Below are 24,527 nucleotides of genomic sequence, written 5' to 3'. Positions count from 1 at the left end.
CGGTGTTATGGCGCAACCCTGATGCGTTGGCAACGGCGTGGACGTATTACGCGCCGCTGATCATCTGCGATTGGCGCACGATCACCTCGGCCTGCTTGATCGAGGCGATATCGACAAGGCGGCCTTTGTAGACGGTCGCGCCTTCGCCGCGGGCCTTGGCCTGTTCCATCGCCGCCAGAATCTCGCGCGCCTCGGCAACAGCGGCGTCGGATGGGGTGAAGACCTCATTGGCAAGGGCGATCTGCTTGGGGTGGATCGCCCATTTGCCGACCATGCCCAGCGTCGCGGACCGGCGCGCCTGTGCGCGGTAGCCTTCGTCATCGCTGAAATCGCCAAAGGGGCCATCGACGGGCAGCACGCCATGGGTCCGGCAAGCGGCGACAATCGCGGTCTGCGCCCAATGCCATGGATCGGCATAATGGCGCGTGTCACCATGCAGCATGTAATAATTGTCCTGCGTTCCGCCGATACCGGTTGTCTGCATCCCCATCGAAGCCGCGAAATCCGCCGCCCCCAGCGACATGGCGGCCATGCGCGGCGAGCTGGCGGCGATTTCCGCGACATGGGCGATACCGGCGGCCGATTCGATGATGACCTCGAAACTGATGGGCCGCGCGCGGCCCTTGGCCCGTTCAATCGCGGTGACGAGCGCATCCACGGCATAGACATCTGCGGCGCAGCCGACCTTGGGGATCATGATCTGGTCGAGCCTGTCGCCCGCCTGTTCCAGCAGATCGACAACGTCGCGATACCAATAGGGCGTGTCCAGCCCGTTGATCCGGACAGACAGCGTCTTGTTGCCCCAATCCACAGTATTGATCGCCTCGATCACATTGGCGCGCGCGCTGTCCTTGTCCGATGGCGCGACGCTGTCTTCCAGATCAAGGTTGATCACATCTGCCGCCGAGGCCGCCATCTTGGCAAACAGCTTGGTATTCGATCCGGGGCCAAATAATTGGCAACGGTTCGGACGGGCAGGCGGTGCAGGCTGCAGGCGGAATGACATGGCGATCCTTTGGGTAGCAAAATTGCGTCTGGTCTTTGGTCCTGGATATAATATTGCGCGACCAGCAACAAGCCGCTTTTGCACATGCAGCATTTGCACCGTGTGGAAAATTTTTCTCGAAAAATTTTCGCCCCGCCAAGGAATTTCGACGAAATTCCTTGGCCGCTGCCTTAGATGCCTGCGGTGACAATCGCCTGCGCCAGCACGGGAACGCTTTGCGCGTTCAGCCCTGCCACGTTGAACCGGCTGTCGCCCACCATATAGATCCCGTTGTCCGCGCGCATCGCTGCGACCTGTTCAGGTGTTGCGCCGAGGCGGCTGAACATGCCGCGATGATGGGCCAGGAAATCAAACCGGTCGCTATTGGTCAGGCGTTTCAATTCATCGGCCAGCTGTTGGCGTAGCCCCAGCATGGACAGGCGGGTTTCTTCCAGCTCCGCCTCCCATTCCGCGCGCAGGGCGGGGTCGGTCAGGATCGTGGTCACCACCCGCGCGCCATGATCGGGCGGAAAGGAATAGTTCTGCCGGTTCAGAAAGGCCAGGTTCTGCTGCGCCAGCGCCTGCTGATCTGCATCCTTGGCAATGGCCATCAGCGCGCCGGTGCGTTCGCGGTAGATGCCGAAGTTCTTGGAACAGCTGGCGGCAATCAGGCAATTGTCGAATGCGGCCGCGATCTGGCGGGTGATCTGGGCGTCAGCCTCCAGCCCGTCGCCAAAGCCCTGATAGGCGATATCGACAAATGGCACGGCGCCACGGTCCTGCATCAAGGCAATGACCTGCGCCATCTGGTCAGATGTCAGGTTCGCGCCGGTGGGGTTATGGCAGCAGCCGTGCAGCAGCACGACATCGCCTGCCTTCAGCGCATCCAGATCGGCCATCAGCCCGTCAAAATCCACGCCGCGCGTCGCATTGTCGAAATAGCGGTATTCGGCCATTTTCATGCCAAGATATTTGATGATCGACGGATGGTTCGGCCAAGTCGGGTTCGACAGCCATATCGTGGCCTCGGGTGTGGCCATGCGGATCAGTTCCAGCGCCTGCCGGATCGCCCCCGTCCCACCCGGTGTCGCCACACAGGCCACGCGGTCAGCCGCGACACTGTCGCCCAGCACCAGATCGCGGATTGCCGTACCAAAGGCAGGATCACCGGCCAGCCCGGTATAGGCCTTGGTGGTCTGGTCGGCCAGGATCCGGCGCTCGGCCTCTTTGACGGCGCGCATCACGGGGGTGTTGCCGGTGGCGTCCTTGTAGACGCCGACGCCAAGGTCGATCTTGTCGCTGCGCGGATCGGCGCGGTATTCGGCCATCAGCATCAGGATCTTGTCGGCGGGTTGCGGGTGCAGGTTGTGCAGCATCAGGCGGCTCCGGTTGCAAGTGGAAGATCGGCATACATGCCCCATTCGGACCAAGAGCCATCGTAAAGTGCGTGATCGGTCTTGCCGATCCGGTCCAGGGCGAGCGACAGCACAGCCGCCGTGACCCCCGACCCGCAGGTCGTGATCGCGGGCTTGTCCAGATCGACGCCCGCATCGGTGAAAACGGCACGCAGGGCTGCGGGTGGCTTCATCGTGCCATCGGCACTCAGCAGGTCTTGATAAAATACGTTGCGCGACCCCGGGATATGGCCCGACCGCATGCCGGGGCGGGGTTCGGGTGTTTCGCCACGGAACCGTCCGGGCGCGCGGGCATCGATGATCACATGATCGCCCAGCTTGGCCGCACGCGCGACATCGGTCACATCGCGGACCATCTGCGCGCGGCGCTGCACGGTCATGTGGCGGTCGCGGATCACGGGCGGGGCGGTGGTGACAGGCTTGCCCTCGGCCAGCCATTTCGGCAGGCCACCATCCAGCACGGCCACGGCATCATGGCCCATCAGCCGGAACAGCCACCAGACCCGCGCCGCCGAAAACAGGCCCGCGCCGTCATAGACCACGACCTGATGGCCGTCGCCCACACCCATCGCGCGCATCCGGGACATGAATTTCTCGACCGGTGGCGCCATATGCGGCAATTCCGAGCGTAGATCGCTGATTTCGTCGATGTCGAAAAACCGCGCGCCGGGAATGTGACCGACGGCATATTCGGCAAGCCCGGACCGGCCAGCGTCGGGCAGATACCAGCTTGCATCCAGAACGCGCAGGTCAGGGTCCTTCAGATGGTCCAGCAGCCAATCGGTGCTGACCAGCGTTTTGGCATCATCCGGCGCGGGTTTGGTCATGATCTTGCCCTTTGATCGCATGGATGCGTGACTAGCGCGCAACCCGCATGGAAACAAGGGACCACCGCCTGCCCCCGTCCTGCCAGCTTCTTTTTTCCAAAAATACTCCGGGGTGAGGACCGGACCTGTCCGGGCCGAGGGGCAGCGCCCCTTACTCGCCGTGCCGCAAGAGCCGTTGCTTCTGGCGGCCCCAGTCGCGGGCGGCCTCGGTGGCGCGTTTGTCGTGGTTTTTCTTGCCCTTGGCGGTTGCGATCTTCAGCTTCACGAGGCCGCGGTCATTGAAATACATCACCAAAGGCACCAGCGTCATGCCCTCGCGCTTGGTCGCATTCCAAAGGCGCGCCAATTCCTTGCGGCTGACCAGCAATTTGCGTTTGCGGCGTTCCTCATGGCTGAACATCGCGCGCTCGTAAGGCGCGATATAGGCATTGGTCAGCCATAATTCGCCGTTATCAACCGAGGCATAGCTGTCGGCAATATTCGATTGGCCCACGCGCAAGGATTTCACCTCTGACCCGGTCAGGATGATCCCGACCTCGATATCATCCTCGATGGCATAATCATAGCGGGCGCGCCGGTTCTCGGCGACGACCTTGTAATTCGTCTTTTCGGTCTTCTTGGCCATGCGTCCCAGATAGGCGCTTGGCCTCAGCTCAGCAAGCCCGCATGCACCATCGCCGCGCGCATCCTGGCCTTGGTCGCATCGGTCAGCGGGGTCAACGGGCTGCGGACCTCGTCCGAACACAGCCCCAGCAGCGACATGCCGTATTTTGCGCCCGCGACGCCCGGCTCGGTGAAAATCGCCTCATGCAGGGGCATCAGACGGTCCAGCTGCAACAACGCCTTGGCGTAATCGCCTGCGAGGGTGCTTTCCTGAAACGCCGCACAAAGTGCCGGGGCGACATTGGCGGTGACCGAAATGCAGCCCACCCCGCCATGCGCGTTGAAACCCAGTGCGGTGGCATCCTCGCCCGACAATTGCACGAAATCAGCGCCGCAACGCAGCCGTTGCTTGGGCACGCGGGCCAGATCGCCGGTTGCGTCCTTGACGCCGATGATCATCGGGTGGCGCGCCAGTTCGCCCATCGTGTCGGGGGTCATATCCACGGCGGACCGGCCGGGGATATTGTAGATGATCACCGGCAGGCCACAATCGGCAGCGGCGGTGAAATGGGCGATCAGCCCGGCTTGGGTCGGCTTGTTGTAATAGGGGGTCACCACAAGGGCGGCATCGGCCCCGGCCGTTTTGGCGGCCTGCACCAGACGCACGGTTTCAATCGTATTGTTCGATCCGGCACCTGCGATGACAGGGATACGGCCTGCGGCCTCTTGCACCACGATTTCGACGACCATGTCATGTTCTTCATGGGTCAGGGTCGGGCTTTCGCCGGTGGTGCCCACAGGCACCAAGCCCTGGCTGCCCTGGTCCACATGCCAGTTGACCAGTTTTTTCAGCGTCGCGACATCCACCTGCCCGTTTGCGAACGGTGTGACCAGCGCGGGAATGGAACCCTTGAACATGCGACGTTTCCTTATCTGCGGGACGATTCCCGTCTTGGCGAAATCGCGCGGACCCTAGACGCCTTTGCGCCTGTTGCCAAGTTTGTCAGTTGCCTTGGCGCATGGCTGGTTTACCCTGCAGAAAAACAATCAAGAGCGGTGATCCTGATGCGTCTTTCGGCCCTTTGTTTTCTATCCTGCATGGTGGCCATGCCGGTTGCAGCGCAGCAGATCGACCAGAGCGCTGTGGCGGCTGTGGTGCTTGCGGCCGAGGATCGAGAGGCCGCCGATCTGCTGCTGGCAAATGCCGATCCGGTGGCGCGCGACGTGCTGACTTGGCTGCGGTTGCGCGCGGGTGACGCGGAATTCGCGGATTACCCTGCCTTTGTCGCTGCGCGCCCCGATTGGCCGGGTCTGTCCCAGCTGCGCCGCGCCGCCGAGCCACTGATCCCCGCTGACGCCGATCCGCAGAATGTCATCGCATGGTTCGATGCGGTCCCCCCTGCAACGGGCGCCGGTGTCGTCCGGCTGGTCGCGGCCTTGCGCGCCACAGGACAGGCCGAGGCCGCCGAGGCCGCCTTGCGCAATGCCTGGCTGACGCTGGGGATGGACGCGGATGGCCATGCCGTGATGATGGCCAGTTTCGCGGACAGGCTTGCCCCGTGGCATGTGGCGCGCGCGGATGCGCTGCTCTGGCGCGGGCGCAGCAGTGATGCCGCGCGCCTGCTGCCGGTGCTGCCCGCAGATCAACGTGCCCTGATCGCCGCGCGCATCGGCTATGCCACCGGCACCGACAATATGCTGCCTTTGTTCAATGCCGTGCCAGCGGCGCTGCGTGATACACCCGGCCTGCTTTATGCGCGCTATAGCTGGCTGGCGGCGCGCGGCGATTGGACCGAGGCGACCGAGGTGCTGCGCGCGCAATCGACCAGTGCTGCCGCCTTGCAAGACCCGTTCCGTTGGTCGGGCTACCGGCGGGTGTTGGCGCGCTGGCACATGCGCGAAGGCCGCGCCGATCTGGCCTATGCATTGGCCGCCAGCCATTTTCTGGCCGAGGGTGAGGCTTTTGCCGATCTGGAATGGCTCGCAGGCTATATCGCGCTGATCTATCAGGGAAATCCGGTGCAAGCGCTGGCGCATTTCGACAGGGCGGCGGCGCGGGTCTCTGGCCCGATATCCGTGGCGCGGATGCAATATTGGATCGGGCGGGCGCAGGATGTGAAGGGCAATAATGATCTGGCCATTGCCGCCTATGCGCGCGCGGCAGACCACCAGACGACATTCTATGGGCTCTTGGCCTCGGAACGGATCGACCGGCCACTGGATGCGGGTTTGGTCGGGGCCGATATCGCCTGGCAAGGCGCGCCGGTGTTCGACGATGACCTGACCCGCGCGGCGCTGATCCTGCTGGCGGGGGGCGAACGGGGCGCTGCCGTGACCTTCTTTGCCGCCCTTGGCGAGCGGCTGGAGCCTGACGCCCTGCGCGCCTTGGGGGCCTATCTGTCATCCATCGACGAGGATTATTACACCCTGTTGCTGGGCAAGACCGCAGCGGCGCGCGGCATCGTCATGCCGGAAATCTATTACCCTGTGCATGATCTGGCGCAGATGGACCTGCCGGTTGATCCGGCCCTTGCCCTGTCGATTGCGCGGCGCGAAAGCGAATTCAACATCGGCATTGCCAGCCCCGTTGGCGCGCTGGGCCTGATGCAGGTCATGCCCGCCACGGCGGAAGAGGTCGCAGGCTGGCTGGGCCTGCCCTATTCGCGCGCCCGGCTGACCAGCGACTGGCCTTACAATGCCACTTTGGGGGCGGCCTATCTGGCCTATCTGCAGGATGAATTCGGCCCCAGCCCGGTGATGATCGCCGCAGGCTATAACGCCGGTCCCAGCCGCCCGCGCGCATGGATGCGCGAACGCGGCGATCCGCGCCTGCGGCAGATGGATGTGGTGGACTGGATCGAGCATATCCCCTTTGTCGAGACCCGCAATTATGTGCAGCGCGTCACCGAAAGCCTGCCGGTCTATCAGGCACGGCTGAGCGGGCAGGCCGGGCCGGTGCGGTTCACGGCGCTGCTGATCGGGCAAAAGCCGGTGTTGCGCCCTGTGGCGCGACCGGCGCGGGATTAAGAACTTTCTGGCCTCCGGCGGGGATATTTCTACTCTGAAGATGCGGCTTTCTGGCGGGCGCGCCACAATGTAAAAAGCCCGGCACCCACGACGATGGCGGCGCCGATGGCGACGTTGGGGCGGATCGTCTCGCCCATCAGGGTGACGCCAATGATACTGGCGAAAACCAGTTGCAGATAGGCAAAGGGCTGGACCGCGCTTGCCTCGGCGACCTCGTAGGTTTTGATCAGCAGCCAATGCGCGGCAGCCCCCGTGATGCAAAGCGTGATCATCCAGCGCCAGTCGGATGCCGACATCGGTTCCCAGAACCAGATACCCACCAATGTCATCACCACCGCCCCCGATGTGCCGGTCCAGAAAAACGAGGTGGTGGTATTGTCCTGTCGCGCCGCATAGCGCGTCAAAAGCCCGTAAAGCGCGAACATGAAGGCCGAAGCCAGCGGGATCGCGGCGGCGGGCGAAAACACCGCAAAGCCCGGCTGCAGGATCACCAGCACGCCGATAAAGCCGATCCCGATCGCCACCCAGCGCCGCCAGCCCACAGTTTCGCCCAGTACGGGGCCGGACAAGGCGGCGATCAGCAGCGGATAGCAAGCGAATATCGCATGGCTTTCCACCAGCCCCAGATAGACGAAGGCGGTGACCATCACGCAGATTTCCAACGCCAGCAGCGTGCCGCGCGCGATTTGCAGCACAGGTTGCCTGGTCCGTGCCGCCGCCCGGATCGACCCTGATTGCCGCCGCGCGATGGCGATCACGAAAGCCGCAAAGAACCAGTAGCGGATCATCACGATCATCACGACATTGTTGTTTGCGGCCAGATGCTGCGAAATCCCGTCCTGTATCGCGAAGATAAAGGTCGTGAGGATCATCAGCATGATCCCGAGCCTCGTATTAGTCTGCATCTTGCATCCTTGCGCGGGTCATATGCCGCTTGCGTCCATATCCGGGGTGGCGGGTCACCGTGAATCCGGCATCAGCCAGCGCGCGCCGGATATGTCCCGCCGCACTATAGGTTGCCGCTGTGCCGCCCATGCGGGTATGCGCCGCCACCGCCTGCAAAAGCGCAGGTTCCCAAAGCTCGGGGTTTTTGGCGGGGGAAAAGCCGTCCAGATACCAGGCATCCGCCGCCCCTTGCCAAGCGGGCAGCGTCAAACGCGCATCGCCGATGATGACCTCTAGCGTCAGCCCGTCGTCCAGCGCCACGGGCCCTGTGCCGGGCGTCCATGCCGCCAGCAGCTTTGCGGCATAGCCTGCCAGCGTCGGGAAATGCGCCAAAGCTGCGGCCATGTCGGCCTGCGCCATCGGGAAAGCCTCGAAAGAGGTGAAATCCAGCCTGCCGGGCCTGTCTGCCTGCACCCAGGCGTCCCATGTCACCAGCAGGTTCAGCCCGGTGCCAAAGCCCAATTCGCCGATCCGCAGATCGCCGCCAAACCGCGCGGGCAGATCATTGCCATCCAGGAACACATGCCGCGTCTCGGCCAATCCGTCATCGAGCGAGAAATATGGATCGTCGAAATCACGCGCGATCGGCACGCCATCCCGCCAATCGAGTTTTGCTGTCTGGTCTGTCATGCCGGTCTGCCCTAGGTCAGAGGCATCTTTGAGCGGAAGGGCGCGGAATGGCAATTGCTGATATCACGGTCATGGGCGCGGGTGTCTTTGGTCTGTCGGTGGCCTACGCCTGCGCGCGGCGCGGGGCCAAGGTGCAGGTGATCGACCCTGCCGGTGTGGCCGCAGGGGCCAGCGGCGGGCTGGTCGGTGCGCTGGCCCCGCATGTGCCCGAACATTGGAATGACAAAAAGGCGTTCCAATTCGACAGCCTGATCATGGCGCAAGACTTCTGGGCGGATGTCAGCGCGCTGACCGGGGCGGACACCGGCTATGCGCGCAGCGGGCGTTTGCAACCTTTGGCGGATGAGAATGCGGTGGCGCTGGCACGCGCGCGCGGGGCATCTGCCAAAGACCTCTGGCAGGGGCTGGCGACATGGCAGGTCGAACCAATCACCGATACGGCTTGGATGCCGCCATCGCCCAGCGGTTACGTCGTGCGCGACACGCTGTCTGCACTGGTCCATCCCCGCCGCGCGACGCGCGCCTTGGCGGATGCGGTGGCAGCTTTGGGCGGCAGTATCCTGCGCGCAGGCACGGCGCAGGGCAAGATCGTCTGGGCCACCGGCTGGGCAGGCATGGCCGAGATCGGCGGCAATGGCGTCAAAGGGCAGGCGGCGCTTTTGCGCTTTGACGCGGCGGGCAGCCCGCAGCTTTTTGCCGATGCTTTGCATATCATCCCGCATCTGGACGGCACCGTCGCCATTGGCTCTACCTCCGAACGCGATTTCACCGATCCCGCCAGCACCGACACCGCCCTTGATGACGTGATCGCGCGGGCCATCGCCGCCTTTCCGGTGCTGCAAGGCGCCGAAATCATTGCCCGCTGGGCCGGTGTGCGCCCCCGCGCCCCCAGCCGCGCGCCGGTTTTGGGCCATCACTCAACGCGGGCGGGGGAATATATTGCCAATGGCGGTTTCAAGATCGGTTTCGGCATGGCACCCAAGGTCGGGCAGGTCATGGCTGATCTGCTGCTGGAAGACAAAGACATGATCCCTGACGGATTTCGCGCCACTCCCCCCATCTTCCGAGCGCGGTGAATTGTTGCACAATTCACCGTGATCCCCGCCGGAGGCATAAAAGTTTTTCAAAGCGGCATATGCCGGTTCACATCCTTGTAAAGCAGATAGCGGAACGGCCCCGGCCCGCCTGCATAACAGGCCTGCGGGCAAAAGGCGCGCAGCCACATGAAATCGCCCGCCTCGACCTCGACCCAATCCTGGTTGAGCCGGTAAACCGCCTTGCCCTGCAACACATAAAGCCCGTGTTCCATGACATGGGTTTCGGCAAAGGGGATCACCCCGCCAGGTTGCAGGGTCACGATATTGACATGCATGTCGTGGCGCATGTCGGCGGGGTCCACGAAACGGGTCGTGGCCCAAGCGCCGTTCGTGTCAGGCATGGCGATGGTGGTCGCGGCATCCTCATGGGTGACAAAGGCATCGGGTGCGGCAATCCCATCGACAGATTCATAGATTTTGCGCAGCCAATGGAAGGTCGCTGGCGCGGTGCCGTCATTGCGCAGCTGCCAGTCGCCGCCTGCGGGCAGATAGGCATAGCTGCCGGGGCGCATCGCGTGATCCATCCCCGCGACGGTCAGGGTGAACCCGCCTTTGACCACGAAGATCACGCCTTGCGCGGCTCTGTCCGTTTCGGGCCGGATGCTGCCGCCGCCTGGCGATACCTCCATGATATATTGGCTGAAGGTTTCGGCGAAACCTGACATTGGTCGCGCCAGCACCCAGGCGCGGGTCTTGTCCCAGAATGGCAGGTTGCTGGTGACGATATCTGTCATCACGCCTTTGGGGATCACGGCATAGGCGGTGGTGAATACCGCGCGTCCGGTCAGCAGGTCGGTTTGCGGGGGCAGGCCGCCGTTGGGTGCATAATAATCGGTCATGGCAGGCTCCGTTTCAAAAGGTGGCAAGCGTGATCCCTGCCTGTGTCAGGTGATCGCGCAAGCCGCGCGCGATGGCAACAGCGCCCGGGGTGTCGCCATGCAGGCAGATCGTGTCGATCCGGCAGGGCAGATGCTTGCCATTCTCCGTAATGATCGCCCCCGCCTGCAACATCGCAAGGATGCGCGGGCCAACCGCTGCCGCATCATGCAGCACGGCGCCGGGCAGGCGGCGATCGACCAGCGTGGCATCCGCGTTATAGGCCCGGTCGGCGAAAATCTCGCCCGCCCAATGACAGCCCAGATCGCGCGCGGCACTTTCCTGCGCGGTCGCGGCCAGCACCATGATCACCAGATCGGGATCAACGTCGAGGGCTGCCTGATAACAGGTCCGCGCCAGGGCGGCATCGACCGAGGCCATATTCGCCAGCGCCCCATGCAGTTTGAGATGCCGGATCCGCCCGCCCGCACGCCGCGCCATCGCCTGTGCTGCACCCAGTTGATAGGCAACGGCATTGGCGACCTCCTCTGCGGGGATCGGCAGGTTGCGCCGCCCAAAGCCTTTGAGATCGGCAAAACCCGGATGCGCGCCCAGTCCGACGCCACGCGCGATGGCCTGCCGCATGGTCCGGTCCATCACATCGGGATCGCCCGCGTGAAACCCGCAAGCCACATTGGCCGAGGTCACGATATCCAGCAAAGCCGCGTCATCGCCCATCGTCCAGGGGCCAAAACTTTCGCCCATATCGGCGTTCAGATCAACCTTGAGTGCCATCACCGTCCCGTTCCAGATCGTCGCCCGCGGTCACCCCGCTGACCAGTTGGTAGCCCAAGAGATCTGCGATGTCATGCGGATCGCGGATCAGGGGGCGGCAGGCCTGCCGCAGGCCGCGCAGCAGGTCCGCATCGGATTGCGCGGTCGCATCGGCCTGCGCGATATCCAGCAGGGTGAATTGCAACATTGTGCCGGGGGCTGTCTGTGCCACGCGCGCCAGATCGGCGGGGATAACCGTGCCGATGCGCGGATATCCCCCGATGGTCTGGCATTCCGCCAGCAGCACATAAGGCACACCCTCGCCGGTCAATTGCACATCACCCGGCACGATCAGGTCCGATGTGATGCTTAGCCCGCTTGCCGCGCCGAAAGGTGCGCCGTCATGGTCCAGCCGCACGCCCTGCCGGTTGCCGCGCGGATCGCGGCGAAAGGGTGTGGACAGGAACCGCGCCAGCGTCGCCTTGTCGAACAGATCGGTCTGCGGGCCGGGCATCAGGCGGATGATCCCGCCATGGCATCTGTCGGCAATATCCAGTCGCCGGGGCGGCGTATCCGGCGCTGGGTCTTCGCCCAAGGGCAGGCTGTCACCCGCTGCCAGCACGCGGCCCAGACCGGCGGTCAGATGTGTGGCACGGCTGCCCATGACAGGCGCGGTCACGATCCCGCCCGCAAAGGCCAGATAGCCGTAAACCCCCGCCCGCGCGCCGCCGATGGTCAGTTTCGCGCCCGCCGCCAACAGCTGGCTGATATTGGGCGGCACCGGCACGCCGTCAATGCTGGCCTGCATCTGCGCGCCGGTCAGGGCGATGCGCATGGGCCTGTCGGTGCTGAACACCCCGCCAAAGCCCGCCATTTCCAGAACCGCCAATCCGGCATCCTGATCCAGCAATGCCGCCGCTTCCAGCAAGGCCAGGCGGTCGGCCGCCCCGCCGCGCGACAGGCCTTGGGCGGTCCAGCCGGGGCGGCCAAGGTCCTGTACGGTGACACCCGGACCCGCACTATGGACGCGCAGCACCGGCATTAGCGCAGAACCTCGCAGGTTGCGCCACCGTTGCTGTTGGGATTGGCTTGCAGATCGCGCAAAGTATCGTCGGACACGGCGTGAAATTGCACCGCATCGCCGGGGTCCAGCGCGAAGGGCCTGTCACTGTCGGGACGCCAGACCGCAAAGGCGCTTTGGCCGATCTGTCGCCAGCCGGTGGGCGTATCGGCAGCAAAGATGATCAGCTGGCGCACTGCTGTCACCAGCGCGCCGCGCGGCACCTTTGGCGTCAGCTCGGATTGGCGCGGGATGTCCCAATGCGGCGGCATCATCCCCAGATAGGGCTGGCCGGGGGCAAAACCGATGGCCAGAACGCGCAGGCGCTGGGCCGTGATCTCGGCCACCGCCTGATCCGGGGTCAGCCCGGCAAGGGCCGCCGCCTCGGCCAGCTGCGGGGCATGGGAAGGGCCAAAAGCCACCGGAATGCGCCACAGGCGGCGGGGCGCGGGATCGGCGTCGCGCAGCCCCGCCAGCAGGGCGCGCAAGGCGCGGGTCAGGCTGTCGCGATTGGTCTTGGTGATATCGAAACCGACCCGCACAGAGGTCAGCGAGGGGGCCACCTCGGTCACGCCGGGCAGATCGGCCGCGATCACCGCATCGCAAAAGCCATGCGCCGCGCCATTGGCCTGCGGCGACAGCATCCGCGAGAACCGCACCAGAACGCCATCCATGCCAAGGGGGGAAATGGCCGCGTCGCTGTTCCCATGTCCAGAGGCGATGTCGGGCAAGCGTTGCTCCTTTGATTGCCGGGTCAAGTTAGCCATGCCGCGCGGGCCAATGTCCAGACAGCCGCGCCTGCCCAAGCGGCGGGTCATCACCTTGTTGTTGTGTCATTGGCGTATCAGCTTTGCGGCATCTGGTAACGCTGGGCCGTGAACACTACTTATAAACGGCTTGGCGGTTACTATATGCGGAGCAGACCAAGAAGGACAACCGATGGCTGGCGCGACCCCACCCGATCAGACGGGACAATTGCAATTCGACACCGACACCGGTGCTTCGCGGTCGAAATGGATCGCAGGGCTATTGGCCATTGTGCTGGTCGGCTGGATGGGCAGCGGGGCGATCATCCCCTCGGTCGGTGCCGGGGATGGGGCTGTCGCGGAGACGCCCGACCGTGCCGTCAGTGTCGCGGTGATCGATTCGGTTGCGCAGGATGTGCCGTTGGTGCTGACCGCCGAAGGCCAGTCCATCCCCGACCGTGCCGTCACCCTGCGCGCCAAAGCTGACGGCGAAATCGCCAGCGTTGCGGCGTCGCGCGGTGATCTGCTGCAAGCAGGGCAGGAAATCGCCCGTATCGACGCGGGCATCGCCGAGGCCCAGCTGGTGCAGGCGCAGACGCAGCTGGCACAGGCGCAGCGCGATTATGACAATGCGCTGGCCTTGCAGGATCGCGGTGCCGCGACCGAAGACCGGGTGTCACAGGCGCGCGCGGCCCGTGCCGCCGCCGAGGCTGGTGTCACATCGGCGCAGGACCAGCTGGACAATACAATCGTGACCGCCCCTTTTGCCGGGCGGCTGAATGATCTGACGGTCGATATCGGCGAATCCGTCGAAAACGGCATGATCATTGCCGAGGTGCTGGATAATGACCCGCTGACAGTGGTTGTGCAGGTGCCGCAACAGGCGCTGTCACGGCTGCAAACCGGTCAGGAGGCGCAGGTCTCTTTTATCACCGGCGAAGAAAAGGCCGGCACCATTGCCTTTATCGGGGCCAATGCCGACCAGCAGACCCGCACCTTCCGGGTCGAGGTTGTGGTTGATAACCCCGACAGCGTGATGCCGGCGGGGCTCAGCGCGCGGGTGGCCATTCCGACTGGTCAGGCGCGGGGGCATTTTCTGTCGCCTGCGGTTCTGTCGCTGGGGACGAATGGCGAATTGGGGATCAAGACCGTCGATGCCGATAACCGCGTGGTGTTTTCGACAGTGCAGATCGTGCGCGCGCAGACCGATGGCATCTGGATCGCGGGCTTGCCTGAACAGGCACGGATCATCACCGTGGGCCAAGGCTTCGTCAATCAGGGCGATCCGGTCGAACCACGCGCGCCAAGCCAGGACCAGACAGCCCTGGTGCAGCCATGAACGGGCTGATCGACGCCGCCTTTGGGCGTGGCAAGGTCGTCACGCTGGTCTTTGCCTTCCTGCTGCTGGTGGGCGCTTTCGCCTATCTGGCCATCCCCAAGGAAAGCAACCCCGAGGTGACGATCCCGGTCGTCTATGTATCCACCTCGATGGACGGAATATCGCCGCAGGATTCCGAAGACGTGCTGGTGCGCCCGATGGAAACCGAATTCGCGTCATTGACGGGCCTCAGCACGATGACCGCCAAGGCTGGCGAAGGGTTTGCAACGGTCCAGCTGGAATTCGAGCCGGGCTATGACGCGGGGCAGGCGCTGGATGATGTGCGCCAGGCCGCCGACCGCGCCGAAAACGACCTGCCCGACAGCGTCCAGCTGACCGTGACCGAGATTAACACCGCCCTGTTTCCGATCCTGACGGTGATCCTGTCCGGCCCGGTGCCCGAACGCACGCTGAACGCCATCGCCGACAATCTGCAAGACGAGATCGAGGCGCTGGGCGGCGTGCTCGAGGTGGATATGGCGGGCAAGCGCGACGAATTGCTGGAGGTGTTGATCGACCCCACCGTGTTCGAGACCTATAATCTGTCCTTTGACGAATTGATCGGCTCGATCACGCGCAACAACCAGCTGATCGCCGCCGGTGCCATCGAAAGCGAGGCTGGGCGCATCGTTCTCAAGGTGCCGGGGCTGATCGAGAATGCGCAGGATGTGATGGATCTGCCCATCATCACGCGCGGCCAGACGGTGGTGACCTTTGCCGATGTGGCCACGATCCGCCGCACTTTCGAGGATCCGGTGGGCTTTGCCCGCATCGACGGACAGCCCGCGCTGGCGCTGGAAATCAAGAAACGCGCCGGGGCCAATATCATCGATACGGTGGATGATGTGCGTGCCGTCATCGACCGTGTGCAGGCCAGCTGGCCCGAGACCGTCGAAATCAGCTATACGCTGGACGAAAGCGAGACCGTCAAGACCATGCTTTCTGATCTCGAGGCGAATGTGATCGCGGCGATCATCCTGGTGATGATCGTTGTCGTCTATGCGCTGGGGCTGCGGTCGTCGCTGCTGGTCGGGCTGGCCATTCCCGGCGCCTTTCTGACGGGTGTTGCGGTCTTGTATTTCATGGGGCTGACGATGAATATCGTCGTGCTGTTCTCATTGATCCTGGTCGTGGGCATGCTGGTGGACGGGGCCATCGTCACCGTGGAACTGGCGGATCGATATCTGCATGAAGGCGACAGTCCGAAAACCGCCTATGCCCGCGCGGCCAAGCGCATGGCCTGGCCGATCATCGCCTCGACCGCGACCACGCTTTGCGTGTTCTTTCCGCTGCTGTTCTGGTCGGGGGTTGTGGGCGAATTCATGAAATTCCTGCCCATCACGGTGATCGTGACGCTATCGGCATCGCTTTTCATGGCGTTGATCTTCATCCCCGTGGTCGGCGGCATGATCGGCAAGCGCCAAGGCCAGACCGCCCGTGCCAAGGCGCAGCTCTATGCCGCCGAAAAGGGTGATCCGCGCCAGATGACCGGGTTCATGGGCGGCTATATCCGGGTGCTGGAATGGTCGATCTTGCGGCCATGGACGACGCTGTCGCTGGCGATGATCGCGCTGGTCGGGTCTTTCGTGGCTTATGGCCATTTCGGCAATGGGCTGACCTTCTTTCCCGATGTCGAACCCGATTATGCCCAGGTCGAGATTTTGGCCAAGGATAATTTCTCGGTCTACGAACAAGACGCGCTGGTCCGCGCGGTGGAAACGCGGCTGTCGCGCTATGGCGAGGTGGCCAGCATCTATGCCCGCTCTGGCGAATCGCGCGAAGGCGGCGATGTGATTGGGACGTTGCAGCTTGAAATGACGGATTGGGACACGCGCCGCCCCGTCGCATTGATTGCCGAGGATATCCGCGCCGAAATGGCCGAAATCCCCGGAATCGAGGTGCAGGTCCAGACCAGTGCTGCGGGTCCCGGCGGCGGCAAACCCGTCAACCTGGAGATTTTCAGCCCCAATGACGCCGACCAGACCACTGCGGTTGCGGCGGTTCTGGCGGAAATGGACCGGCTGGGCGGGTTCATCGATGTGATCGATTCGCGCCCCAGCCCCGGCGTTGAATGGCAGATCAGCGTCGACCGCTCCGAGGCTGCGCGCAGTGGCGCGGATGTCGCTTTGCTGGGCCAAGCGGTGCAATTGCTGACGCGCGGGATCAATGTCGCGACCTATCGCCCCGATGACGGTGATGGCGAGGTGGATATCGCCGTGCGCTTTCCCGCCGATAGCCGCACGCTCGAAGAACTAGAGGCTTTGCGCGTGCCGACCTCTGTCGGTCTGGTGCCGATTTCCAATTTCGTGTCGTTCAATCCGGCCCCGCGGTCCGGTGTGATCACGCGCATTGATCAGGCGCGCGTGCTGACGATATCCGCCGACGTGGCCCCCGGCGTGCTGGCGAATGACCAGACATTGGCGCTGCAAGCGGCGCTTGACGCGCTTGATCTGCCCGATAGCGTGACCATCAAATTCGGTGGCGAGGCCGAGGATCAGGCCGAATCCATGACCTTTCTGATCGGGGCTTTCCTGTCGGCCATCGGGCTGATGTTCCTGATCCTGCTGACGCAATTCAACAGTTTCTGGCAGGCCTTTGTCGTGATGTCGGCGATTGTCTTTTCGGTCGCGGGCGTGCTTTTGGGGCTGATGATCACGGGCCGCCCCTTTGGCGTGGTCATGGGCGGGATTGGCGTGATCGCGCTGGCGGGGATCGTGGTGAACAACAACATCGTGCTGATCGACACGTTCAACGCCTTGCGCGCGCAGGGGCTTTCCTCGCTCGAGGCCGCTTTGCGCACCGGGGCGCAACGTCTGCGGCCCGTGGTGCTGACCTCGGTGACGACGGCGCTGGGGTTGATGCCCATGGTGATCGGCCTGAACATCAATTTTTTCACGCGTGAAATTGTCTATGGCGCGCCATCGACGCAATGGTGGACAGAATTGTCCAGCGCCATCGCGGGCGGGCTGGTCTTTGCCACGGTGCTGACCTTGCTGGTCACGCCTGCGATGCTGATGCTGGGTGAAAAGCGCGCGAAACGGCATGTGCCGAACGCGGCACTGGCCCCGGCGGAATGATCAGCCCGGCAGAATAAGACGGGCCGCCCGTTCGGCGGCGGCCAGCGCACCTTCGATCAGGCCGCCATTGTCGGTGGTCAGTTCCGCGCAGGCAAAGATGATCCGGTGATCCGCGACCTGCCGCAAGGCAGCGGGCAGCAGATAGGCCGGATGCCCCGGCGGCGGGCTGGCATCGGCAGGGGTGGCGGTAAAGGCCTCGCGCGACCAATCCATGATCTGCAGCGCGCGCGGCGACGCGGCCTGCGGCCCGAACAGATGGACCAGTTGCGCGATCACCGGGGCGCGCAGATCGGTCTGGGCGCGCAGATCCGCAGGCACACCGACAAAGCCGAACAAGGCCCCCAGCGGCCCCCGCGCGGGGCTGGCATCATGGATTTCCGCCAAAGGGCCGCGCCTGCTGGCCGCATCGCCGGACAGACCGGCAGCGCGCCAGAACGGGGTGTCATAGACCGCGACGCATTTGGCATGCGCCCCCATCCAGACCGGCACGCCCGCCAATGCCCGCAGCGCATCCGCAGGCAGCGCTTGGGTATAGGCCAAGCCAGCGGCCAGCCGTGGCGGGATGGCGATCACCACCCGGTCGGCGCTGATGGCGCGCCCGTCCTGCAAACTGGCGCCGCTGTCGGATACCTGTTGCACAGGCGCATCAATCAGCAGCCGCGCAGGGTCCAGCCGCGCAACAAGCGCCGCCACCAGTGCGCCGGTGCCGCCCGTGATCCGCAGCGATCCGGCCATCGACATGAAGCCTTGGTCGCGGATGATTTGTCCGTCGGGATGTTCGTAAAGCTGCACACCTTGGGCATGTTGGGCAAATAAAGCCAGGCCCAGATGGTCGCAAAGGGCCGCGATCCGCGCCTGCCCCGGCCAGACCCAGGACGGGCCGAGATCAAAGCCTTCGCCATCCACATACAGCGATGCGATCCGCCCGCCAAACCGGTCGCGCGCTTCGACCAGCAGAAAATCCTGCCCCGCCATCTGCAAGCGGTAAGCAAGGGAAAGGCCGGTCAGGCCACCACCAATGATCAGGGTTGAGGTTTTCATCAGCGGCCCCCTTGCCGTGCAATGGCCGCGAAAAAGGGGCGCAGCCGGAAAACCCGCTGCGCCCTGTCTTGCTTATTTCAGATCGAAACGATCCAGTTCCATGACCTTGGTCCAGGCCTGCACGAAACGCCCGACAAAGCGGTCGGCCTGATCGTTCTGGGCATAAACCTCGGCGATGGCGCGCAGCTGCGAGTTCGAGCCGAACACCAGATCGACGCGGGTGCCGGTCCATTTGACGGTGCCGGTCGCCCGATCACGGCCTTCGAACGCATTTTCGTCACCTGCGACCGGGGCCCAATCATAGGACGGATCAGTCAGGTTGACGAAAAAGTCGTTCGTCAGCGTGCCGGGCGCATCGGTCAGCACACCGTGGCTGGTGTTGCCATAGTTTGCCCCCAGAACGCGCAGACCACCGACCAGCGCGGTCATTTCCGGTGCCGACAGGCCCAGCAATTGCGCGCGATCCACCAGCAGCTTTTCGGCAGCCACCGACAGGCCGGGCTTGAGGTAGTTGCGGAAACCATCGGCAATCGGTTCCATCACTTCAAAGCTTTCGGCATCGGTCTGTTCGGCTGTTGCATCGGTCCGGCCAGGTGTGAAAGGCACCGACACGTCGTGACCGGCGGCCTTTGCGGCTGCTTCGATCGCGGCAGAGCCACCCAGCACGATCAGATCGGCCAGCGATACGCGCTTGTTGCCGGTCTGGGCTGCGTTGAACGCGCTTTGCACGCCTTCCAATGCGGCCAACACCTTGGACAATTCTGCTGGTTCGTTGACGGTCCAGTCCTTTTGCGGGGCCAGACGGATGCGCGCGCCATTGGCACCGCCCCGGTTGTCAGAGCCACGGAAGGTCGAGGCCGAGGCCCAGGCCGTGCGCACCAATTCCTGCACCGACAGACCTGTCGCCATGATCTGCGCCTTCACCGCTGTCACATCGGCACTGTCGATCAGGTCATGATCCACGGCGGGGATCGGGTCCTGCCAGATCAGGTCTTCGGCGGGGACTTCATTGCCCAGATACAGCGCCTTTGGCCCCATGTCGCGGTGGGTCAGCTTGAACCATGCACGGGCATAGGCATCGGCGAAGATCTCGGGGTTTTCGTGGTAATGCTTGGAAATCCGCGCATATGTCGGGTCCAGCTTCAGCGCCATATCGGCGGTGGTCATCATCGGGGCATGACGCTGGGCGGGGTCATGCGCGTCAAGAACCGCATCCGACATGGCCCCTTTGGCGGGGCGCCACTGGGTTGCGCCGGCGGGGCTTTTGGTCAGTTCCCATTCATTGCCCAACAAAGTGTCAAAATAGCTCATGTCCCAGGTTGTGGGCGTGGGGGTCCAGGCACCTTCGATGCCGCTGGTCGTGGTATGCACGCCCTTGCCGCTGCCATGGCCGTTCTTCCAGCCAAAGCCCATCTGGTGGATCGGCGCGCCTTCTGGCTCGGGACCGACAAGAGCCGCGTCACCTGCACCATGCGATTTGCCGAATGTGTGGCCACCGGCGACCAAGGCCACGGTTTCTTCGTCATTCATCGCCATCCGCGCGAATGTTTCGCGGATGTCGCGGGCGGAGGCCAGCGGATCAGGGTTGCCGTTCGGGCCTTCGGGGTTGACGTAGATCAGGCCCATCTGCACGGCAGCCAGTGGGTTTTCCAGCTCGCGGTCGCCTTTGTAGCGGGTGTCGCCCAGCCAAGTATCTTCTGTGCCCCAATAGATGTCTTCCTCGGGTTCCCAGATATCGGCACGGCCGCCGCCGAAACCGAAAGTCTTGAAGCCCATCGATTCCATCGCGACATTGCCCGCAAGGATCATCAGATCAGCCCAGGAAATCTGGTTGCCGTATTTCTGCTTGAGCGGCCAGAGCAAGCGGCGCGCCTTGTCGAGGTTGGCGTTATCGGGCCAGCTGTTCAGCGGTGCGAAACGCTGGGTGCCGGACCGGGACCCGCCGCGCCCGTCAGCGGTGCGATAGGTGCCGGCGCTGTGCCATGCCATGCGCACAAAGAACGGGCCGTAATGGCCGTAATCGGCGGGCCACCAATCCTGGCTGTCGGTCATCAGCGCGGTCAGGTCTTGCTTGAGCGCCTGCAAATCGAGCTTTTTGAATTCTTCGGCATAGTTGAAATCAGCACCCATCGGGTCGATCTCGGGCGCGTTCTGGTGCAGGATGCGCAGGTTCAACTGGTTAGGCCACCAGTCGCGGTTGCCGCGTGTGCCGGTGGTGGTGTTCAGACCGACCCCGTGCATGACTGGGCATTTTCCAACATCATTTCCGTCCATGATTCTCTCTCCGATTGCTTGTGGCAAAGTGTGATGGCGGCGCTGCCGGCTGCCCGGCACGCGCGCTTAGAATCTTTCTAACATATCTTCCTCATTTGTTTAAGTTGCAATTTTTAATAGTTTCGATAACTTCAGGTTATGAATATCACGCTCAAACAACTGCGCTATTTCGAGGCTTTGGCCCGCCACGGTCATTTCGGGCGTGCGGCGGATGCCTGCGCCATTTCACAGCCCGCCCTGTCGGTGCAGATCAAAGAGCTGGAAAGCACGCTTGGCACTGCCTTGTTCGAACGCGGCGCGCGGCAGGTGCGGCTGACCGCCTTTGGCGCAGATTGGGCGCAGCGGGTGCGCGATATCCTGCAAGCGGTCGATGAATTGGGCGATATGGCGCGGGCTGCGCAATCGGGGCTGGCGGGGCGGTTGCGGATCGGGGTGATCCCGACCATCGCGCCTTATCTTTTGCCCGGATTGATTGGCGCGCTGGGCCAGAGCTTTCCTGATCTGGACGTGCATGTGCGCGAAACCGTGACCCAGCGGCTGATCGAGGAATTGCATGACGGGCAGATTGATACGGCGATTGTCGCACTTCCGGTGGTCGAGCCGGGGCTGGAAGAACTGGCCCTCTTCGATGAAAACCTGCTGTTGGTCAGGTCCGAAAAGGACGGTGCAGCGCCAGTGCCGCAGCCGTCCGATCTGCGCCACCTGCGGCTGTTGCTGCTGGAAGAGGGCCATTGCTTCCGCGATCAGGCGCTGTCGTTTTGCAATCTGCAATCGGCGATGGCCCGCGACGGGTTGGACGGCAGTTCGCTGTCAACGCTGGTGCAGATGGTGGGGGCGGGGATCGGTGTGACGCTGATCCCGCAGATGGCGGTGGCGGTGGAAACCCGCTCTGCCCGTGTCAGCATCAGCCGCTTTGCAGACCCGCAACCGGCGCGCCGGGTGGGTATGATCTGGCGTAAGACCAATCCGATGGCCGCGCAATTCCGCCAGCTGGGCGATGTGGTGCGCCAGACAGCAATGCCGCTGACCCAAGTGCCTGCGCCTGTCGCGACGTAACGTCCCCTTGTAAACTCTGGCTTCACAAAGCCGTCAATCCGGCTACGGTCTTCCAAACGCTTTTGGGAGGAAGCACTTTGGCACATGACCGTCCGTGGATGGCCTTTTATGGCCCGTCCGTTCCAAATTCGATTGACGATATGCCCCACCAGAGCCTTGGCGATTTCATCAGCGCAACCGCGGCGATCTATGGCGACCTGCCCGCATTCACCACGGTGCTGCCGAACGGCATGAACGGCACGCTGACATTTAGGCAGGCTGACGAAATGTCCGATGCGCTTGCGGTTTATCTGCGCGATGTCGCAGGCTTGCAGGCGGGGGAAAGGGTGGCGGTGCAGGTGCCCAATTGCCTGTCCTATCCGGTGGCGGCGATGGCCGTGTTCAAGGCGGGCTGCGTGCTGGTCAACGTCAACCCGCTTTACACGGCTGATGAAATGGCCAAGCAATTCACCGATGCCGAACCCGCCGCTGTCATCGTGGTGGATATGTTCGCCGACAAGCTGGCCGAGGCCGTGAAAACCTATCCGATCGAGCATGTGATCGTCACCCGCGTTGCCGAATACCTGCCGCGCCTGCCCAAGATGATCGTCGGGCTGGTGCAGAAACATTGGGATAAATCGGTGCATCCGGTCACGATTCCGCATATCCGCCTGCCCGATGCCATTGCGGCGGGACGTGCCAAGCATGACAGCCTGCACAATGCGGTCGGCGCTTACCGCAGCACGATCCGCCCTGATGATGTCGCCTGTCTGCAATATACCGGCGGCACGACCGGCGTGTCCAAGGGCGCGATGCTGTCGCATGCCAATATCTTGATGAATATGGCGCAGACCATGTCGCTGATCACCAATCTGGACAAGGGCAAGGAAGTCGCGCTGACGGCGCTGCCGCTTTATCATATCTTTGCCTTTACCGTGAATTTTCTGGGGTTCTATTCCATCGGGGCGCGCAACATCCTGATCCCGAACCCGCGCCCCTTGTCGAACCTCAAACGCGCCTTTGAGAATTACAAGATCACCTGGATGAGCGGGGTGAACACCCTGTTCAACGGGCTGAACAATGAAATCTGGTTTCTGGACACGCCGCCCAAACATCTGAAATTCGCCTCGGCGGGGGGATGGCCTTGCAGAAATCGGTGGCCGAACGCTGGGAACAGGTGACCGGCAAGCCGGTGCTGGAAGGCTACGGGCTGACCGAATCCTCGCCGGTGCTGACCTTCAACCCCTTCGGGCAGGTCCGGCATGGCAGTATCGGCGTGCCGATCCCGTCCACGGATGTGCGCTGTGTCGATGATGACGGGGCCGATGTGCCCCAAGGCCAGCCCGGCGAGGTCATCGCCAAAGGGCCGCAGATCATGCTGGGCTATTGGCGCAAACCCGAAGAGACCGCGAAAACGATCCAGAATGGCTGGCTTTTGACCGGCGATGTCGGGGTGATGGATGCCGATGGCTATTTCCGCATCGTGGATCGCAAGAAAGACATGATCCTTGTGTCCGGTTTCAACGTCTATCCCAATGAGATCGAGGATGTGATCGCAGCCCATCCCGATGTGGTCGAGGTCGCCGTGATCGGCGTGGCCGACGGGGCGGCGGGCGAGGCGGTGAAAGCCTATGTCGTGGCCCGCGACGAAAGCCTTAGCAAGGACGATCTGCGCAGCTACTGCAAAGACCATCTGACCGGCTATAAAGTGCCCAAATTCGTGGAATTCCGCGACGAATTGCCGAAATCCAACGTCGGAAAAATCCTGCGCAAGGATTTGCGCGCCCAGGAACAGGCGCAGGCCGCGTGATGCGGATCGCGTTGAAAGGAAAGTTGTAACATGGTCGGACCACTCGAACAGGCCATTCTGGCGCTGATGATTTTCGTGATCATGCTGGGGATGGGCGCGTCACTGACCCCGCGAGATTTTGCGCTGGCGCTCAAGCGGCCCTATGGGTTGGCGGTCGGCGTGATCGCGCAATTCGGTTTCATGCCGCTGATCGGCTTTGTGCTGGCGACGACCTTGCCGGTGTCGGATACGATCAAGATCGGCATCCTGATCATGGCCTGCATGCCGGGCGGGACCACGTCGAATATCTTTGCCTATTTTTCCAAGGGCAATCTTGCGCTATCGGTGCTGATGACCGTGACATCGACGGTTTTTGGCGTGATCCTGATTCCCGTTGTTCTGCTGGTCTATGCCGGTGCGCTTGATCTGGATATCCCGCGCGAGAACATCATCGTGACGCTGATCCTGCTGCTGGTGCCGGTCGCCATCGGGATGGTCTTGCGCAAGGTCAGCGCCAATGTCGGCGCGGTGACCGAGTTTTTCGGGTCGCTGCTGGCGCTGTTCTTCATCCTGTTCCTGATCGTATCGTGGATTCCGCGCAATTGGGAATTTCTGCTGGCGACGACTTGGGGCACTTATTTCGCCTCGATCATGCTGGGGCTGTTTGGCTTTGCCATCGGCTATGGCTTTGCAAAGCTGTTGCGCCTGCATCCGCGCAATGCCCGCACGGTGGCGCTGGAAACCGGAATCCAGAACGGCCCGCTGGCCATTGCGATCATCGCCTTCACCTTCAGCGGGGCCGAGGCGCAGGCGGTCATGGCCGTTCCGGTGCTCTATTCATTGTTTATCGTGATGAGCTCTGCCGCGCTGACGCTGTGGTTCCGGCGGATCAACACGGCAGCCGAACAGCCCTTGCCGAACGGGTTGTTGTGAGGCTGGCCCCAAAAAGATTTAGGGCCTCCGGCGGGGATATTTAGGCTCGGAAGATGCAGGATCAGGCAGGGACCG

Annotated in this window: 19 protein-coding genes and 1 pseudogene; 7 read left to right on the top strand and 13 right to left on the bottom strand. The window is 63.1% G+C overall.

Annotated features, from left to right (window positions below; genetic code table 11):
- Positions 1-46 precede the first annotated feature (46 nt).
- The 5 genes from LOKVESSMR4R_RS14115 to dapA form a co-directional block, all read right to left on the bottom strand.
- Complete coding sequence (locus LOKVESSMR4R_RS14115) at positions 47-1,006, bottom strand: L-malyl-CoA/beta-methylmalyl-CoA lyase (RefSeq protein WP_087209597.1); 960 nt, start codon at positions 1,004-1,006, stop codon at positions 47-49.
- A gap of 170 nt (positions 1,007-1,176) precedes the next feature.
- Positions 1,177-2,361 carry an aromatic amino acid transaminase gene (locus LOKVESSMR4R_RS14110; RefSeq protein WP_087209594.1) on the bottom strand — a complete coding sequence of 395 codons (1,185 nt, stop codon included), beginning with the start codon at positions 2,359-2,361 and terminating at the stop codon, positions 1,177-1,179.
- Entirely contained in the window at positions 2,361-3,227 is an 867-nt protein-coding gene (gene sseA / locus LOKVESSMR4R_RS14105; RefSeq protein WP_087213296.1) for a 3-mercaptopyruvate sulfurtransferase, read from the bottom strand. Before sseA ends, LOKVESSMR4R_RS14110 begins: the two co-directional genes overlap by 1 nt.
- A gap of 151 nt (positions 3,228-3,378) precedes the next feature.
- Positions 3,379-3,852 carry an SsrA-binding protein SmpB gene (smpB, locus tag LOKVESSMR4R_RS14100; RefSeq protein WP_087209591.1) on the bottom strand — a complete coding sequence of 158 codons (474 nt, stop codon included), beginning with the start codon at positions 3,850-3,852 and terminating at the stop codon, positions 3,379-3,381.
- A 23-nt stretch (positions 3,853-3,875) separates the two neighbouring features.
- On the bottom strand, positions 3,876-4,748 hold the full coding sequence (gene dapA / locus LOKVESSMR4R_RS14095) for a 4-hydroxy-tetrahydrodipicolinate synthase (protein WP_087213293.1): 873 nt from the start codon (positions 4,746-4,748) through the stop codon (positions 3,876-3,878).
- Between the two features lie 147 nt (positions 4,749-4,895).
- On the opposite strand from dapA, the gene LOKVESSMR4R_RS14090 reads away from it, so the two are divergent.
- Positions 4,896-6,857, top strand: coding sequence for a lytic transglycosylase domain-containing protein (locus tag LOKVESSMR4R_RS14090; RefSeq protein WP_237331798.1), 1,962 nt, complete (start codon positions 4,896-4,898; stop codon positions 6,855-6,857).
- Positions 6,858-6,886: 29 nt separating this feature from the next.
- On the opposite strand, the gene LOKVESSMR4R_RS14085 is transcribed toward LOKVESSMR4R_RS14090, so the two are convergent.
- Positions 6,887-7,762 carry a DMT family transporter gene (locus LOKVESSMR4R_RS14085; RefSeq protein ID WP_087209589.1) on the bottom strand — a complete coding sequence of 292 codons (876 nt, stop codon included), beginning with the start codon at positions 7,760-7,762 and terminating at the stop codon, positions 6,887-6,889.
- Positions 7,752-8,432: a tRNA (5-methylaminomethyl-2-thiouridine)(34)-methyltransferase MnmD gene (mnmD, locus tag LOKVESSMR4R_RS14080; RefSeq protein WP_087209586.1), complete on the bottom strand. Its 681-nt coding sequence runs from the start codon at positions 8,430-8,432 to the stop codon at positions 7,752-7,754. The genes LOKVESSMR4R_RS14085 and mnmD overlap by 11 nt, the downstream gene beginning before the upstream one ends.
- A 47-nt stretch (positions 8,433-8,479) precedes the next feature.
- Here mnmD and LOKVESSMR4R_RS14075 point away from each other — a divergent pair, with 47 nt between their 5' ends.
- Positions 8,480-9,508, top strand: coding sequence for an NAD(P)/FAD-dependent oxidoreductase (locus LOKVESSMR4R_RS14075; RefSeq protein ID WP_087209583.1), 1,029 nt, complete (start codon positions 8,480-8,482; stop codon positions 9,506-9,508).
- A gap of 47 nt (positions 9,509-9,555) precedes the next feature.
- On the opposite strand, the gene LOKVESSMR4R_RS14070 is transcribed toward LOKVESSMR4R_RS14075, so the two are convergent.
- The 4 genes from LOKVESSMR4R_RS14070 to LOKVESSMR4R_RS14055 are packed head-to-tail and all read right to left on the bottom strand — an operon-like array spanning position 9,556 to position 12,910.
- Positions 9,556-10,368: a bifunctional allantoicase/(S)-ureidoglycine aminohydrolase gene (locus tag LOKVESSMR4R_RS14070; protein WP_087209581.1), complete on the bottom strand. Its 813-nt coding sequence runs from the start codon at positions 10,366-10,368 to the stop codon at positions 9,556-9,558.
- Positions 10,369-10,381: 13 nt separating this feature from the next.
- Positions 10,382-11,140, bottom strand: a complete 759-nt coding sequence (locus tag LOKVESSMR4R_RS14065; RefSeq protein WP_087209578.1) for a LamB/YcsF family protein — start codon at positions 11,138-11,140, stop codon at positions 10,382-10,384.
- Complete coding sequence (locus LOKVESSMR4R_RS14060; protein ID WP_087209575.1) at positions 11,124-12,161, bottom strand: biotin-dependent carboxyltransferase family protein; 1,038 nt, start codon at positions 12,159-12,161, stop codon at positions 11,124-11,126. Before LOKVESSMR4R_RS14060 ends, LOKVESSMR4R_RS14065 begins: the two co-directional genes overlap by 17 nt.
- Positions 12,161-12,910: a 5-oxoprolinase subunit B family protein gene (locus LOKVESSMR4R_RS14055; RefSeq protein ID WP_257790133.1), complete on the bottom strand. Its 750-nt coding sequence runs from the start codon at positions 12,908-12,910 to the stop codon at positions 12,161-12,163. The genes LOKVESSMR4R_RS14060 and LOKVESSMR4R_RS14055 overlap by 1 nt, the downstream gene beginning before the upstream one ends.
- A gap of 208 nt (positions 12,911-13,118) precedes the next feature.
- Between LOKVESSMR4R_RS14055 and LOKVESSMR4R_RS14050 the strand changes: the two genes are divergently transcribed.
- Positions 13,119-14,264: an efflux RND transporter periplasmic adaptor subunit gene (locus LOKVESSMR4R_RS14050; RefSeq protein WP_087209572.1), complete on the top strand. Its 1,146-nt coding sequence runs from the start codon at positions 13,119-13,121 to the stop codon at positions 14,262-14,264.
- Complete coding sequence (locus LOKVESSMR4R_RS14045) at positions 14,261-17,380, top strand: efflux RND transporter permease subunit (protein ID WP_087209569.1); 3,120 nt, start codon at positions 14,261-14,263, stop codon at positions 17,378-17,380. The genes LOKVESSMR4R_RS14050 and LOKVESSMR4R_RS14045 overlap by 4 nt, the downstream gene beginning before the upstream one ends.
- Here the strand turns inward: LOKVESSMR4R_RS14045 and LOKVESSMR4R_RS14040 are convergent, their stop codons facing one another.
- Complete coding sequence (locus tag LOKVESSMR4R_RS14040) at positions 17,381-18,421, bottom strand: flavin monoamine oxidase family protein (protein ID WP_087209565.1); 1,041 nt, start codon at positions 18,419-18,421, stop codon at positions 17,381-17,383. It abuts the gene before it with no gap.
- Between the two features lie 72 nt (positions 18,422-18,493).
- Positions 18,494-20,695 (bottom strand): catalase/peroxidase HPI, encoded by a 2,202-nt coding sequence (gene katG / locus LOKVESSMR4R_RS14035; RefSeq protein WP_087209562.1) that lies wholly within the window; start codon positions 20,693-20,695, stop codon positions 18,494-18,496.
- Between the two features lie 138 nt (positions 20,696-20,833).
- On the opposite strand from katG, the gene LOKVESSMR4R_RS14030 reads away from it, so the two are divergent.
- The 3 genes and pseudogenes from LOKVESSMR4R_RS14030 to LOKVESSMR4R_RS14020 all read left to right on the top strand — a co-directional run bounded on the left by LOKVESSMR4R_RS14030 (position 20,834) and on the right by LOKVESSMR4R_RS14020 (position 24,452).
- A complete protein-coding gene (locus tag LOKVESSMR4R_RS14030) occupies positions 20,834-21,751 on the top strand; it encodes a hydrogen peroxide-inducible genes activator (RefSeq protein ID WP_087209558.1) in 918 nt (305 codons plus the stop codon).
- A gap of 140 nt (positions 21,752-21,891) precedes the next feature.
- A pseudogene (locus LOKVESSMR4R_RS20765) lies at positions 21,892-23,540 on the top strand (AMP-binding protein).
- A gap of 30 nt (positions 23,541-23,570) precedes the next feature.
- Positions 23,571-24,452 (top strand): bile acid:sodium symporter family protein, encoded by an 882-nt coding sequence (locus LOKVESSMR4R_RS14020; RefSeq protein WP_087209555.1) that lies wholly within the window; start codon positions 23,571-23,573, stop codon positions 24,450-24,452.
- Positions 24,453-24,527 lie beyond the last annotated feature (75 nt).

Source organism: Yoonia vestfoldensis, assembly GCF_002158905.1.
Taxonomy (GTDB): Bacteria; Pseudomonadota; Alphaproteobacteria; order Rhodobacterales; family Rhodobacteraceae; genus Yoonia; species Yoonia vestfoldensis_B.
The sequence above is the reverse complement of the archived record's forward strand: the minus strand, read 5'-3'. Positions and strand labels throughout refer to the sequence as shown.